The 14240-nt window shown below is 72.6% G+C and carries 11 protein-coding genes; 2 read left to right on the forward strand and 9 right to left on the reverse strand.

The features are described 5' to 3' along the window. Nucleotides 1-82: 82 nt before the first annotated feature. Together ACIRS4_RS27110 and pepN are read right to left on the reverse strand one after the other, a co-directional pair. Nucleotides 83-1168 carry a hypothetical protein gene (locus ACIRS4_RS27110; RefSeq protein ID WP_404200926.1) on the reverse strand — a complete coding sequence of 362 codons (1086 nt, stop codon included), beginning with the start codon at nucleotides 1166-1168 and terminating at the stop codon, nucleotides 83-85. A 236-nt stretch (nucleotides 1169-1404) separates the two neighbouring features. After that, nucleotides 1405-4008 (reverse strand): aminopeptidase N, encoded by a 2604-nt coding sequence (gene pepN, locus ACIRS4_RS27115; protein ID WP_404200928.1) that lies wholly within the window; start codon nucleotides 4006-4008, stop codon nucleotides 1405-1407. Nucleotides 4009-4145: 137 nt separating this feature from the next. Between pepN and ACIRS4_RS27120 the strand changes: the two genes are divergently transcribed. Next, complete coding sequence (locus tag ACIRS4_RS27120) at nucleotides 4146-4805, forward strand: DsbA family protein (protein ID WP_404200930.1); 660 nt, start codon at nucleotides 4146-4148, stop codon at nucleotides 4803-4805. Nucleotides 4806-5090: 285 nt separating this feature from the next. On the opposite strand, the gene ACIRS4_RS27125 is transcribed toward ACIRS4_RS27120, so the two are convergent. The 7 genes from ACIRS4_RS27125 to ACIRS4_RS27155 form a co-directional block, all read right to left on the reverse strand. Then, nucleotides 5091-6467 carry an amino acid permease gene (locus tag ACIRS4_RS27125; protein WP_404200932.1) on the reverse strand — a complete coding sequence of 459 codons (1377 nt, stop codon included), beginning with the start codon at nucleotides 6465-6467 and terminating at the stop codon, nucleotides 5091-5093. A 112-nt stretch (nucleotides 6468-6579) separates the two neighbouring features. Next, complete coding sequence (locus tag ACIRS4_RS27130) at nucleotides 6580-7518, reverse strand: TauD/TfdA dioxygenase family protein (RefSeq protein ID WP_404200934.1); 939 nt, start codon at nucleotides 7516-7518, stop codon at nucleotides 6580-6582. A 12-nt stretch (nucleotides 7519-7530) separates the two neighbouring features. Next, on the reverse strand, nucleotides 7531-8868 hold the full coding sequence (locus ACIRS4_RS27135) for an LLM class flavin-dependent oxidoreductase (protein ID WP_404200936.1): 1338 nt from the start codon (nucleotides 8866-8868) through the stop codon (nucleotides 7531-7533). 45 nt (nucleotides 8869-8913) lie between these two features. After that, nucleotides 8914-9648, reverse strand: a complete 735-nt coding sequence (locus tag ACIRS4_RS27140) for an ABC transporter ATP-binding protein (protein ID WP_404200938.1) — start codon at nucleotides 9646-9648, stop codon at nucleotides 8914-8916. Next, nucleotides 9624-10469: an ABC transporter permease gene (locus ACIRS4_RS27145; protein ID WP_404200940.1), complete on the reverse strand. Its 846-nt coding sequence runs from the start codon at nucleotides 10467-10469 to the stop codon at nucleotides 9624-9626. Before ACIRS4_RS27145 ends, ACIRS4_RS27140 begins: the two co-directional genes overlap by 25 nt. Nucleotides 10470-10474: 5 nt before the next feature. Then, a complete protein-coding gene (locus ACIRS4_RS27150) occupies nucleotides 10475-11542 on the reverse strand; it encodes an ABC transporter substrate-binding protein (protein ID WP_404200942.1) in 1068 nt (355 codons plus the stop codon). A 256-nt stretch (nucleotides 11543-11798) separates the two neighbouring features. After that, complete coding sequence (locus ACIRS4_RS27155) at nucleotides 11799-13046, reverse strand: ROK family protein (RefSeq protein ID WP_404200944.1); 1248 nt, start codon at nucleotides 13044-13046, stop codon at nucleotides 11799-11801. A gap of 464 nt (nucleotides 13047-13510) precedes the next feature. Here ACIRS4_RS27155 and ACIRS4_RS27160 point away from each other — a divergent pair, with 464 nt between their 5' ends. Beyond that, a complete protein-coding gene (locus ACIRS4_RS27160; protein ID WP_404200946.1) occupies nucleotides 13511-14089 on the forward strand; it encodes a biotin transporter BioY in 579 nt (192 codons plus the stop codon). Nucleotides 14090-14240 lie beyond the last annotated feature (151 nt).

Raw genomic sequence — 14240 nt, forward strand, 5'->3', positions numbered from 1 at the left:
GGGCCGCCGGCCTGAGGGTGCGAACGTCCCTCGGGCCCGGCGGCCCCTCCTCTCCCCTCCTGCTGCCGGCTCCGTCGCCCCACTACTGGGGAAGCACCACGACGTACGCGGCCGGATCGCGGTCCCCCGAGGCCATCAGGGCCGTGCGCACCACCGCCGCCTGCTGTTCCATGCACTCCCGCAGCTTCCTCGGCGTGATGTGCACGACGGTGATGCCGAGCCGCTCCAGGTGCTCCCGCTTGCGCGCGTACTCGGACCACATCGCGTCGTCCTCGTGCCCGGCGTCCGGCCCGTCGTCCGGCCGTCGCCGGGGCCGGGGCGCGCGGGTGTCCAGCTCCACCGCCACCGCCTGCTCCGGCCAGTACGCGTCCACCCCGCCGAGGTGCGGGCCGCCCGGCAGCCGCAGGTCCACGTTCCACACCGGGTCCGGCAGGCCGTGGTGGCGCACCATCGCGTACAGGCGGTCCTCCGCGATCGACCGCCCCTCGGCCAGCAGCGCGTCCACCGCGGCCACCACGTGCGGCCGCCCCAGCAGTTTGGCCAGCTTCAACTCGCGTACCACCGCGGCCGGTTCGCAGTGTCCCCCGCGCACCGCGTCGGACAGCAGCCGCCGGACCGCCCCCGCGTCCGTCAGCCGTGCCACCGCGTCCGCCAGCGCGCGCGGCACCGGCGCCACCGGGAGCCCGGTGGCCTCCTCGGCGACGGGCAGATCCGGCGTGCGGACGAGGTGGGCGCAGCCCGCCGAGCGCAGCCGGCGCCGGCAGGGGACCAGGACGTCGATCTGCTCCAGGGAGGGCAGCGGGGGCGCGGAGGGGAAGCCGTGCAGCGTCAGGGCCGCCAGGCCCGTGATCATCGCCTCCGCGTACAGCGGGCGGTGCGGCTCCCCGGCGCCCGGCTGCGCCGGCACCCCGGAGGACGACGACTCGCGGGCCGCGTACAGCAGCACCGAGTGCAGCCGCTCCTCGCTGGTCGGCGGTCCGGGGTGGAGCAGGAACACGCCTGGCAGGAGCTGCTGCCAGGGGCCGCCGGGGCGGCACTGCTCGCTCGCTGCGGCGGGGGAGACGCCGTGCGCGCGGAGCTGGGCCGCCGTCATGACCCGGCGCTGGACGTCCGAGAGGTGACGCAGGGGGCGGGGGGATGCCGGGGGGAGGGGGGTGTTGTGGTTCATGCCTGGGAGGTTCCCGCGCCGGATCCGTCCTGTAACCGCTGTTACACGCTCGTCGACAAATGCGGACAAGCCCGCACTAAAGGACGGGTGTTCGGATGCCGAGTAGGCGCCGGAAACCCCTGGTCCGAAAGACGGAGGCCAGGGGTTACGGGTCGGATTGCCTGAATTCCGTAACGGTCACGGACCGCCGGATCTCAGGCCAGAGCTTGGGCTGCCACGACAGCACACCCCCGGCGTCAGCCGGTGCCGGCCTCGGCGGCCGCGTCGCAGGCCTGGCCGCGCAGCGCCCGTGCCAGGTCGTCCCGCGCCTCCAATACCAGCCGGCGCAGCGCCGGCGGCGCCGACTCGTGCGCCGCGAGCCACGCGTCCGTCGCCTCCAGCGTGCCGGGGAAGTCCTGGAGGTCCGGGAAGAGCCCCCTGACCACGTGCATCGCGATCTGGATGGACCGCTCCTCCCAGATCCGCTCGATCACCTCGAAGTACCTCGGCGCGTACGGCGCGAGCAGCTCCCGCTGCGAGGGCTGCGCGAAGCCCGCGATCGTCGCCTCCACCAGCGCGTTCGACAGCGCGTCCGACTCCACGAGCTGCGCCCACGCCTGCGCCTTGACCGCCGCCGAGGGGCGGGCCGCCAGGCAACGGACCTGGTGCCGCTTGCCCGACGCCGTGTCGTCGCGGGCCAGCTCGGCGGCGAGCACGCCCTCGTCCACGACGCCGTGCGCGGCCAGCGGCTCCAGGAACGCCCAGCGCAGCTCCTGGTCCACGTCCAGGCCGTCGATCTTCGCGGTGCCGTCCAGCAGCCCCCGCAGCAGCTCGAAGTCCTCCCCCGAGGAGGCCACCGACGCCAGGAACCGCGCCCACGCCAGCTGGTGTTCGCTGCCCGGCCCGGCCGACCGCAGCTCGGACAGCGCGCCCTCGGCCAGCAGCCGCTCGCCCACCGGCCGCCACGCGGGGCTCACGTAGTGCGCGAGGGCCGAGCCGGCCCACGCGTGCAGCATCTGGAGCACCCCGATGTCGGACTCGCGCCCCGCGAACCGCAGCACCAGGTCCACGAAGTCCCGCGCCGGCAGCAGCGCGTCGCGGGTCAGGTTCCACAGCGCGGACCAGCACAGGGCGCGCGCCAGCGGGTCGGTGACGTCCCCGAGGTGGCCCTTGAGGGTCGCCAGCGAGGTGTCGTCGAAGCGGATCTTGCAGTACGTCAGGTCCTCGTCGTTGACCAGCACCAGCTCCGGCGCCTCCGCGCCCGCCAGCTCCCTCACCACCGTGCGCGGACCGTCGACGTCCGCCTCGGCGCGGGCGTACCGCTCCAGCCGGCCCTCCGGCAGGCGGTACAGGCCGATCGCCACCCGGTGCGGGCGCAGCTCGGGATGCGACTCGGCGGCCTCCTGGAGCACCGCCAGCTCGTCGATCCGCCCCGAGGCGTCCAGCAGCACCTGCGGCGTCAGCGAGTTGACCCCGGCCGTCTGGAGCCAGGACCGCGCCCAGGCGCCCATGTCCCGCCCGCTGGTCTCGGCCAGCACCGACAGCAGGTCGCCCAGGCGCGTGTTGCCGTACGCGTGCCGCTTGAAGTAGCGCCGCGCGCCCTCCAGGAACGCGTCCTGACCGACGTAGGCCACCAGCTGCTTCAGGACGGACGCGCCCTTGGCGTAGGTGATGCCGTCGAAGTTGAGCTTGGCGTCCTGGAGGTCGCGGATGTCGGCGGTGATCGGATGGGTGGACGGCAGCTGGTCGGCGCGGTAGGCCCAGGCCTTGCGGCGGTTGGCGAAGGTGATCCAGCCGTCGGTGAAGCGGGTCGCCCCGACCATCGAGAAGGAGCCCATGAAGTCGGCGAACGACTCCTTCAGCCACAGGTCGTCCCACCACTGCATGGTGACCAGGTCGCCGAACCACATGTGCGCCATCTCGTGCAGGATGACGTTGGCCCGCGCCTCGTACGACGTCCTCGTCACCTTGCCCCGGAAGATGTACTCCTCGCGGAAGGTCACCAGCCCCGGGTTCTCCATCGCGCCGAGGTTGTACTCGGGGACGAACGCCTGGTCGTACTTGCCGAAGGGGTACGGGTAGTCGACGTGGTCGTGGAAGAAGTCCAGGCCCTGCTTGGTGATCTCGAAGACGTCGTCGGCGTCGAAGTGCGGCGCGAGGCCCTTGCGGCACAGCGCGCCCAGGGGGATCTCCAGCCGGGTGCCGTCCTCGAACGTCCGCTCGTAGAGATCCGTGACGTAGTGGTACGGGCCCGCCACCACGCAGGTGATGTACGTCGAGATCGGCTTCGTCTCCGCGAACCGCCACACCCCGTCGGTGCGCTCGCCCACGCCGTTGCTCCACACCACCCAGTCCTCGGGCGCCCGCACCTCGAAGCGGAACGGAGCCTTCAGATCGGGCTGTTCGAAGGTGGTGAGGACCCGCCGGGAGTCGGCCGGCTCGTACTGCGTGTAGAGGTAGACCTCGCCGTCCTCGGGGTCGACGAAGCGGTGCAGCCCCTCGCCGGTGCGGGAGTACGCGCACTGCGCGTCGACGACCAGCTCGTTCTCCGCGGCCAGGTCCTCCAGCAGGATGCGGGAGCCGTCGAAGACCTCGCCGGGGTCCAGATCGCGCCCGTTGAGGGTGACCGCGGTCACGCTCGGGGCGACGAGGTCGGCGAAGCTCGACGCGCCCGGCTCGTTGCAGCGGAAGCGGATCGTGGTGACGGAACGGAAGGTGCGCGGACCCTCCCCGGCCCCGTCGCCGCCTCCCGCCGGGTCGTCCACCGCCGACCGCACGTCGAGGGACACGTCGTACCCGTCGACGGACAGCAGGGCGGCCCGCTCCCGGGCCTCGTCGCGGGACAGGTTTTCACCGGGCACGGGCGGTACTCCCTCGGGCGTTGGCGCAAGTCGCAGGACAGCACCGATCCTGCCATGCGCCCCTGACCGGGAGCACCGGGGAATGACCTGCCCGGGCGGCGCGTTCACCCCGGAAACGCTTCCTGCCGAGGAGAGACATGTCCGAGAGCGCCACCGCCGGCAAGACCCCCGTCGACTTCTGGTTCGACCCGCTGTGCCCCTGGGCCTGGATGACCTCCCGCTGGGTCCTGGAAGTGGAGAAGGTCCGCGACATCGAGGTCCGCTGGCGTGTGATGAGCCTCGCCGTCCTCAACGAGGACAAGCTCGACGAACTTCCCGAGGAATACCGCGAGATGCTCGCCACCAAGGCGTGGAAGCCGATCCGCGTGGTGACCGCCGCCTGGCAGAAGCACGGCGCCGACGTCCTCGGCCCGCTCTACACCGCGCTCGGCACCCGTATCCACAACAACGGCGAGGGCCCCACCCCGGAGGCCATCGCCGGCGCGCTCGCCGACGTCGGACTGCCCGCCGATCTCATCGACTACGCCGACCAGGAGGACTTCGAGTTCGACGCCGAGCTGCGCGCCTCCCACAAGGAGGGCATAGAGAAGGTCGGCCAGGACGTCGGCACCCCGGTCATCGCGGTGCCCGGCCCCGACGGCGAGCAGATCGCGTTCTTCGGCCCGGTCGTCACCCCCGCCCCGAAGGGCGAGGAGGCCGCCCGCCTGTGGGACGGCACCCTCGCGGTCGCCTCCGTCCCCGGCTTCTACGAGCTCAAGCGGACCAGGACGAAGGGCCCGGACTTCAGCAATCTGTGAGGTGCGGCCCTCAAGGGGGCCTGAGACCGGCGACCCCCGCGAGTCACGTCCTCGCGGGGGCCGCCTTCTCTCCGCCCGCCGCCGTGAAGGGTGAGAAGACGATCACGAGGCAGGACGTCTCACGCAGCTTATTGCGAGCTGCTTGCAACTGCACGGTAGCAACAAACAGCCCGGTGCGAACAGCACCCGACGCTCCCGTCCGCCGCGGACGGCACCGGCCGCCGGCAGAAGGGCGAGGCCCCCATGCCGGTCGCATGAGGGCCTCGCGGGTGGGGGGAGGGCGCGTCAGGGCGCGGCGCGCCTGCGCTGCCAGAGGTAGCCGGCCACCGCCAGGAACGCCGTCATCGCGCCCGTCGAGTACAGCTGCACGCGCGTGCCGGGCTCCCGGGCCATCAGCACCAGCACCGCCGCCATGCCCGCCAGCGCGACCCAGGTCAGCACCGGGAACGCCCACATCCGCACCGCCAGCCGCTCCGGCGCCTCCCGCTCCAGCCGGCCGCGCAGCCGCAGCTGGGAGACGGCGACGAACGCCCACACGACCAGGATCACCGCGCCGATCATGTTCAGCAGCCAGGGGAAGACGTCGTCGGGCCGCCAGTAGCTGAGCAGCACGCACACGAACCCGAACGCGCACGAGGCGAGGACGCCGACCCGCGGCACACCGCCCGAGACCCGGCCCAGCGCCTTCGGGCCCTGCCCGCGCCGCACCAGCGAGTAGGCGATCCGCGAGGCGCCGTAGACGTTGGCGTTCATCGCCGACAGCAGGGCGGCCAGGACCACGACGTTCATCAGCTGCCCGGCGCCCGGGATGCCCAGCCGGTCCAGGGCGGCGACGTAGGGGCCGTTCTCCACGACCTTCGGGTCGTTCCACGGGACGAGGGTGACGACGACCGCCATCGAGCCGATGTAGAACAGCGCGATGCGCCACATCGCCGTGCGGACCGCGCTCGCCACACCGCGCACCGGGTCCGGCGACTCGGCGGCGGCGATGGTGACCGTCTCCAGGCCGCCGTAGGCGAAGACCGAGGCGAGCAGGCCCACGACCAGGCCCTCCCCGCCGTTGGGGAAGAAGTCGGCGAGATGCGCGGTCCCCGGGGAGTCCGTGCCCGGCAGGACCCCGGCGATCGCCAGCACGCCCAGCACCAGGAACAGGGTGATCGCGCCCACCTTGAGGGCCGCGAACCAGAACTCGAACTCGCCGAAGTTCTTCACCGCGGCCAGGTTCGCCCCGCAGAAGACCACCATGAACAGCGCCACCCACGCCCACTCCGGCGTGCCCGGCAGCCAGCCGGTGACGATCTTCGCCGCGCCGATGCCCTCCAGGCCGACGGCCGTGCACAGCAGCACCCAGAACGACCACCCGGCGGTGAAGCCCGCCCACGGCCCGATCGCCCGCTCGGCGTGTGCCGAGAAGGAACCCGACGACGGGTACGCGGCCGACATCTCGCCCAGCATCCGCATCACCAGCATCACCAGAAGGCCGGAGAGGGTGTAGGCGAGGACGATCGAGGGGCCGGCGGCGGCGATGCCCTCGCCGGAACCGACGAACAGCCCCGCGCCGATGACCCCGCCGAGGGCGATCATCGACAGGTGGCGCTGTTTGAGGCCGTGGGTCAGGGCGGCGTCCGACTCCGGGGGAGTGTCGACGGTGGTGCTGGGCATGGGCGCGGCTCGTCCAATGCGTAGAGGACAAAAAACGTCGCCAGTCTGGTCGGCCCCCGCGCACCGGCGGAGGGGCCGACCACTATCCGGACATCTGCCGGACCGAGCGTGTCTACGCCGCTACGGTCGCCGCCTCCCGGGCCGCCGGAGCCGGCACGGAGGCGGCCACGGGCGTGTAGTGCGCCGCGTCCCCCTCCACCGACCTGCTCTTCTCGCCGTCGACGCCCACCGGGACGTCCCCGGCGAGGGTCACCCGGTGCAGCCGGCGCGGCTGCCCGTCGTAGTTGTCGACGGCGTAGTGCTGGGTGATGCGGTTGTCGAAGATCACCAGCTGGTTCGGCGACCAGCGGTGGCGCAGGACGTTCTCCGGGCGGGTCACGTACGACTGGAGCAGATCCAGGATCTTGCGGGACTCGCCCACCGACAGGCCGACGATCCGCTGCGCGAACCCGCCGATGAACAGCCCCCGTTCACCCGTCAGCGGGTGGACGCGCACCACGGGATGGGCGGTGCGGTACTTGATCGAGGTGAACCGGGCGCGCTGGGCGGCCCGTTCCTCGTCGACCGCCTCGTCCGGGACGGCGTAGTCGTAGTCGTTGGTGTGTTCCGCCCACAGTCCGTCCGCCAGCCGGCGCAGCGGCTCGGGCAGGTCGCGGTAGGCGGCGGCCGAGCTGGCGATCAGGGTCTCGCCGCCGTACGGCGGGACGGTGACGCTGCGCAGCGTGGTGGCCTGCGGCGGGTTGAGCACGAAGGTGACGTCGGTGTGCCAGTGGTTGGCGCGGCCCCGCTCGCTGTCCACGGGCAGCACGTTCGGCGACCCCTCCACCGCGCCGACCGTCGGATGGGCGGTGGTCAGGTCGCCGAAGTGGCGGACGAAGGCCTGATGGCCCTCGTCGTCGAGGTTCACGTCGTCGAAGACCAGCGCCTTGTGGACGTTGAGGGCCTCACGGACGGCGGCGACGCTCTCCTCGTCGAGGGGGCGGGAGATGTCGAGGCCCGAGACACGGGCGCCGATGTCGGCGGTGACCTTGGTGATCCGGATGTCGCTCATGGGGGTGTCCTTTCAGACCAGGGCGGGGGTGGGGAGGTACTGGTTGGCGGGGCGGGGCAGGCCGTAGCGCTCCCGCAGGGTCCGGCGGCCGCCGTACTCCGTGCGGAGCAGACCGCGGGCGCGAAGGAGCGGGACGACGTGGTCGACGAAGGCCTCCAGACCGGAGGGCAGGACCGCGGGCATGATGTTGAAGCCGTCGGCGGCGCCCTGGGTGAACCAGGTCTCGATCGTGTCGGCGACCTGTTCGGGCGTCCCGGGGACGGTGAGGTGACCGCGGCCGCCGCCGAGCCGCCCGATCAGCTGCCGCACGGTGAGCCGCTCGCGCCGGGCCAGCCCGACGACGAGCGTGTAGCGGCTCTTGGCGCCTTCGACGGCGTCCTCGGAGGGCAGGCCGGCGGGCAGCTGGTCGTCCAGCTCCAGTGTTCCGGGCTCCAGCTGGAGCAGCTGCTCCAGCCGCTGGACGCCGTGCTCGTGGACGATGTGGTCCTCCAGCAGCCGTTCGTTCGCCAGCGCCTCGGCCTCGGTGGAGCCGAGCACCGGCACGATCCCGGGCAGCACCTTGATGTGCTCGGGGTCCCGGCCGGCCGCCGCCGTGAGCGACTTGAGGTCGGCGTAGAAGGCCCGCGCCTCCTCGATGGTCTGCTGGGCGGTGAAGACGGCCTCCGCGTGGCGGGCCGCGAACGCCTTGCCGTCCTGGGAGGACCCGGCCTGCACCAGCAGGGGGTGCCCCTGGGGCGAGCGGGGGACGTTGAGGGCGCCCTCGACGCTGAAGTACCGGCCCTTGTGCCGGGGCGGATGGATCTTCGCGTCGTCGCCCCACACGCCGGCGGCCTTGTCGGCGACGATCGCGTCGTCCTCCCAGCTGTCCCACAGCTTCAGCGCCACGTCGAGGAACTCGGCGGCGCGGGCGTACCGCTCCGCGTGGGCGGGCTCGGCGTCGAGCCCGAAGTTGCGGGCGGCCTCGGCGCCCGCGGTGGTGACGATGTTCCAGCCGGCCCGGCCGCCGCTGATGATGTCCAGCGAGGCGAACTTGCGGGCCAGGTTGTAGGGGGAGTTGTACGAGGTGGACGCGGTCGCTATCAGGCCGATGTGCTCGGTCGCCGTGGCCAGCGCGGTGAGCAGCGTGAGCGGCTCCAGCGCGCCGGCCGGGCGCTGGGCGACGTTGCCCCACAACTGCGGACCGTCGGCGAGGAAGAGGGAGTCGAAGGTGCCGCGTTCGGCGGTTCTGGCGAGCCTGACGTAGTGGCCCAGCTCGACGTGGGCGTACGGATCGCTCTCGGGGAGCCGCCAGGAGGCCTCGTGGTGGCCGGTGTTCATCAGGAAGGCGTTGAGGTGCAGTCGCCGGGTCATGGGTGTCCCTTGCGTGGTGGAGGTGTCAGGCCGTACGAGCCGGGGTCAGCGGACGTCCTCGGTGACGCCCAGCGCCGCCAGCAGCCGCTCGCGGTACTCCCCGAGCAGCGGGTCCCGGTACGAGCGCGGGTGCGGGCGGTCGATGCTCAGGTCGACGGCGATCCGGCCGTGCTCCAGGACGAGGACCCGGTCGGCGAGCACGATCGCCTCGTCCACGTCATGGGTGACCAGCAGCACCGAGGGCCGGTGGCGCTCCCACAGCTCGCGCAGCAGGGCGTGCATCCTGATCCGGGTGAGCGCGTCGAGCGCGCCGAACGGCTCGTCGGCGAGGAGCAGTTCAGGCTCGCGGACCAGGGATCGGGCCAAGGCCGCCCGCTGTGCCTCGCCGCCGGACAGCTCGCTCGGCCAGGCCTGCTCCCGTCCCGCGAGGCCGACCTCGGCGAGGGCGGCGCGGCCCTTCGCCTCGGCGTCCTCGCCGTCGAGGCCGAGCAGCACGTTGGGCAGCACCCGCCGCCAGGGAAGCAGCCGGGAGTCCTGGAAGACGACCGACACCCGTTCGGGCGCGCTGAGCCGTCCGCTGCCGGTGACCTCGTGGTCGAGTCCCGCGACCGCCCGCAGCAGAGTGGACTTGCCGGAGCCGCTGTGTCCGAGCAGGGCGACGAACTGTCCGGCGGGGATGTCCAGGTCGATGCCGTCGAGGACGGTCCGTCCGTCGAAGGAGCGGGTGAGCCGGCTCAACCGGACGGCGGGGCGGGTCAGCTGCTCAGTGTGCGGCGCCACGACAGCACCCTCCGTTCGATGAGGCGGACGGCGCTGTCGGAGATCAGGCCGAAGATCCCGTAGACGACCAGGCCGACGAGGATGACGTCCGACTGGCCGTAGTTCGTGGCCTGGAACATCATGTAGCCGAGGCCGCTGGTGGCGTTGATCTGCTCCAGGACCACCAGTCCCAGCCAGGAGCCGGTCACGCCGAGCCGCAGCCCGACGAAGAAGCCGGGCAGGGCGCCCGGGATCACGATCTGCCGGATGAACCGGAGCCTGGACAGCCCCTGCACCTCGGCGAGTTCGACGAACCGGTGGTCGATGCCGGCCAGCGCGGAATGCGTGTTGAGGTAGATCGGGATGTAGACGACGATGGCGATGATCGCGATCTTGAAGGTCTCGCCGATGCCCAGCCAGAGGATGAACAGCGGGATCAGACCGAGGGTCGGGATGGCCCGGTTGAGGTTGACCGTCCCGTCGATCAGCGCCTCCCCGGTGCGCGAGAGCCCGGACGCGAGCGCCAGCGTCACGCCGGCGGCCAGGCCGATCGCGAAGCCGGAGCCGGCCCGTCGCAGCGAGGTGAGGATGTCGGTGGTCAGCGTCCCCTCGGTCCACAGCCGGGCACCGGTCTCCACCACCGTCCAGGGCGCGGGGATCGCGCCGGGGTCGAGCCGTCCGGCGGCGGAGGCGGCGGCCCACAGGGCGAGCAGCAGCAGCGGGCCGGTGAGCCGGGCGGCCGGCAGCTGTTTGCCGGGGGCCAGCCTCCGGCGGCGTTCCCGGGGGCGCTCGTCGGCGACGGCGGCGGGTGCGGTGGGCGTGTGCAGCGTGGTGGCGGTCATGGCGGTCACTTCCGGTACTCGGCCGGCACGGACTCGGCGGCGATGTGTTCGAAGCGGTGGTCGAAGAGCTCGGCGACGTCGAACTCCTTCACGAACCCGCCCTCGGCGAGCAGATCCGCGGTCTCCTGCTCCCACTTGATCGCCTCGCTCCAACTGGGGGAGAAGAGAGGCTTGTTGGCGAGGGCGGTGATCGCCTTGGCCTGTTCGAGGCTCAGGTTCTGCGTCTTGACGTAGAACTCCTCGTTCCAGATGCCGGGGTTCTCCCACTGCCAGACCAGGCCCCTGGCCCACTGCGGGATGTACGCGGCGATCGCGGCGGCCTTGGCCGGGTCGTTGAGCACGGACACCGGCGCCCACAGCAGGTTGAGCAGGTCGACGACGTCGGTGGCGATGGTGTGGGCGCCCTTGGTCCCGTACTGCTTCAGATAGGCCGGGGCCTGGCTGTTGGCCAGCGGCGCGATGTCCACCTGGCCGGACTGCAGCGCGGTGAGGAACTGGTTGCTGGTCAGCGGCACGAGGTCCACGTCGTCGTACTTCAGGCCCGCCTTCTTCAGCGCCCGCAGCAGGACGACCCCCTGCGCCTGGCCCTGCGAGAACGCCAGCTTGCGGCCCTTGAAGTCCGCGACGCTCCCGATGTCGCTGCCGGGCTTGGTGGCGAAGAGGTAGTTCGGCTTGCGCGTGAGATTGATCGCCACGATCTTCGCGTCGAAGCCCTGGTAGTGCGCCTGGATCGGCGGAATGCCCGCGTTGTTGGCGAGGTCCAGGGACTTCGAGCGGAACGCGTTGATGACGTCGGGGCCGGCGCCGATGTTCAGCCAACTCGACACGGTGAACGGCAGCTCGGGCAGTCTCGCCAGTTCGAACTGGAGCTGCTGCACGTTCTGGAAGGAGGCGATCTTCAGGCTGGTGCCGGCGGGCACCGTCGCCGGGAGCGCGGCGGTGGAGGCGGCCTCGGACCCGGTGGCCGCGCTGCTCTCGGCGCATCCGCTCAGACCGGCGGCAGCGGCGGTGGCGCCGAGCAGAGAGGTGAGGAAGAGACGCCGGTCGAGGCCGGACGCACGGGAAACGGGCATGGGAGGACCCCCAGGGGAAAACAGTGGAAAGGCAGGGACACTGCACATGGAATTCCGGACGCGAAAGGGCCCGGTAAAAGAATTCACACAGAATTGATCAGGCGTGGATTCCCGCGCCGTGAGGCGGGAAGAAGGGCGCGCTCCCGGCGCGCCGGGAGCGTCAGCGACAGAGGGTGCGACAGCTCATGAGAAAGATGTTCCTGTCCGGGTGCGAGCCCTGTCAACATTCGGAGTTTCTGAATTAAGTCGAACCGGCTCAGGCGGCCGGCCGCAGCCGGGCGGAGACCGCCAGCGGATCCCGGTAGAGCACGTCGAGAGCCACCGCGCCGCCCGCCACCGCGAGCACCGAGTCGGGGAAGCTGCTCGGCGCGACCGACGCCGACCTGTCCGGCCCGACCTCCTCCCGCAGCGCGGCCAGGCAGTCCTCCCGGTGCAGCGCGCCCACCTCGGTGACGACCACGCTCTCCGGATTGAGCACGTCCATGAGCAGCGCCGTGGCCCGCCCCACCAGCCGCGCCCGCCGCACCAGCAGCCGTACGGCCGCCCGGTCCCCGCCGGCGGCCGCGGCGACCACGTGCATCGGGTCGACGCCGTCGATCACCCCGGCCTCCCGGGCCCGCCGGCACAGCGTCCGCTCGCTCAGCTCCACCTGGAGGCAGCCCACCCGGCCGCAGTCGCACGGCTCGACGCCCCCGGCGAGCGGCAGATGCGCGATGGCGCCCGATTGCGAGCGCGGCCCGTGGTGCACCTCGTCATGGGTGGCGAACGCCGCGTCGACGACGTTGCCGACGAACAGGTGCAGCACACTGCGCCCGCCGCCCGCCCGCCCGAACAGCCGCTCGGCGTTCACCAGCGCCCGCGCGTGTCCGTCCACCTGGACCGGCAGTCCCGCAGGGGTGCGGAACGCCTCCCTCACCGGCACGTCCCGCCACCCCAGCAGCGGATGCTCGACGACGGTCCCCGAGTCCCGGTCGACCCAGCCGCCCACGGCCACGCCCACCCCGAGCGCCCGGCAGCCGGGCGCCGCGCCGAGCAGCGCGTCCAGCCCGTCGGCGGCCCGAGCCAGCACGGCGCCGGGCTCGGCACCCCCGTGCCCCTCGTGCGGCAGCTCGCGCCGGACCACCACCCGCCCGCGCAGATCCAGCAGCGCGACCGTCGTGTACGGCACCGCCACATGCACCCCGCCCACCACGAACCGCGAGTCGTCCAGATCCACGGGGACGTGCGGGCGGCCGACCCCGTTGCTGCGCCGCGGTGCGGCCGACTCCCGGATCAGCCCCAGCTCGGACAGGCGCGCGCAGTGGTCGGTCACGGAGGCCGGGGACAGCCCGGTCACCCGCGCGATGGTGCTGCGCGCCACCGGCCCGTGCTCCAGCACCGACCGCAGGACCACACTGGCGCTGGTCCGCCGCCGGTCGCTGTCCGCGACACGGGAGAAGGGGGAGGGCGGGGCTCCGGCGAACGAAGGAGACGTCGTCAGGGGAGAAACAGCGGTACGGGGCATGGAGAACTTCCTCGGGGCCGGTCCGACACTGCGCCTGCTGTCGAGGAGGCGCCGCGGATCGACCCCGCCCGCCCCTCACACCGGCCGGCGACAGGCGGCCGCGCCCACGCGTCGCAGGTCGACATGGCGACGCGACGAGAAGTTGAGGGATTGGGCAACCATGCGCCCGAAGCTAGCAAAGCCGTCCACGGCTGCCCAGACGGTGACCGACGGGCGAGACGAGCCGGGTCCACGCCCGCGCCACGATTGGTGGAACCCTACAGACGTCCGTCGTCGGCTCCGCGTAGCCCGTGCCACGCCACCTCAGTGACCGGAGTCACGTCCACACGGGTGTAACCCCCATGTTTTGTCCGGAGCCCACCAAGTCGCCGATCATCCGTTTGTCGACCACTGACGGTGAGCGGACCGCTCCCGCTGGGATAGCGTCGCCGTGTCCCGAACCGTCCCCGTCCCGCGGAGCCCCCATGAGCATCGCCGCCACCACCGTCCGCCCCGGACAGGTCCTCGCCGACCTCCTCCCGGCCTCCCGTGTCCGGGACGCCGCGCTCGTGCTCGGCGGCGCCGCGCTCACCGGCCTCGCGGCCCAGATCGCCGTCCCCGTGCCCGGCTCCCCGGTGCCGGTGACCGGCCAGACCTTCGCCGCCCTGCTCGTCGGCACCACCCTGGGCGCCGGGCGCGGCTTCCTCGCCCTCGCCCTCTACGCGGTGGCCGGCGTCGCGGGCGTCCCGTGGTTCGCCGACGCCACCTCCGGCGCCGGCGCGGTGTCCTTCGGCTACGTCCTCGGCATGCTCCTCGCGTCCACCGTCGTCGGCGCCCTGGCCCGGCGCGGCGCGGACCGCGGCGTGTGGCGCATGGCGGGCGCCATGCTGATCGGCGAGGCGATCATCTACGCCGTCGGCGTCCCGTACCTGGCCTACGCGGCCGACATCTCCGCCTCCGCCGCGATCGCGGCCGGCCTCACCCCGTTCCTGATCGGCGACGCGCTCAAGGCCGCGCTGGCGATGGGCCTGCTGCCCACCGCCTGGAAGTTCGCGAACCGCTGAGCGACGGCCGGTCCGGCCCCGGCGCCGACACCGGAAGAGGCCCGCGGGGGGGGGGGGGCCGCCCCCCGGGGGGGGGGCGCCCCCCGGGGGGGGCCGCGGGGCGGGGGGGGGCCGGGGCGCCCCCCCCCCGGGGCCGGGGCGCCCGCCCCCG

Source organism: Streptomyces sp. NPDC101166, from assembly GCF_044768125.1.
GTDB lineage: Bacteria > Actinomycetota > Actinomycetes > Streptomycetales > Streptomycetaceae > Streptomyces.

What these genes read in the sequence shown, in the direction of transcription:
- ACIRS4_RS27110 (WP_404200926.1), bottom strand. Translation starts at nt 1,168, where the DNA reads ATGAACCACAACACCCCCCTCCCCCCGGCATCCCCCCGCCCCCTGCGT.
- ACIRS4_RS27120 (WP_404200930.1), top strand. Translation starts at nt 4,146, where the DNA reads ATGTCCGAGAGCGCCACCGCCGGCAAGACCCCCGTCGACTTCTGGTTC.
- ACIRS4_RS27125 (WP_404200932.1), bottom strand. Translation starts at nt 6,467, where the DNA reads ATGCCCAGCACCACCGTCGACACTCCCCCGGAGTCGGACGCCGCCCTG.
- ACIRS4_RS27130 (WP_404200934.1), bottom strand. Translation starts at nt 7,518, where the DNA reads ATGAGCGACATCCGGATCACCAAGGTCACCGCCGACATCGGCGCCCGT.
- ACIRS4_RS27135 (WP_404200936.1), bottom strand. Translation starts at nt 8,868, where the DNA reads ATGACCCGGCGACTGCACCTCAACGCCTTCCTGATGAACACCGGCCAC.
- ACIRS4_RS27145 (WP_404200940.1), bottom strand. Translation starts at nt 10,469, where the DNA reads ATGACCGCCACCACGCTGCACACGCCCACCGCACCCGCCGCCGTCGCC.
- ACIRS4_RS27150 (WP_404200942.1), bottom strand. Translation starts at nt 11,542, where the DNA reads ATGCCCGTTTCCCGTGCGTCCGGCCTCGACCGGCGTCTCTTCCTCACC.
- ACIRS4_RS27155 (WP_404200944.1), bottom strand. Translation starts at nt 13,046, where the DNA reads ATGCCCCGTACCGCTGTTTCTCCCCTGACGACGTCTCCTTCGTTCGCC.
- ACIRS4_RS27160 (WP_404200946.1), top strand. Translation starts at nt 13,511, where the DNA reads ATGAGCATCGCCGCCACCACCGTCCGCCCCGGACAGGTCCTCGCCGAC.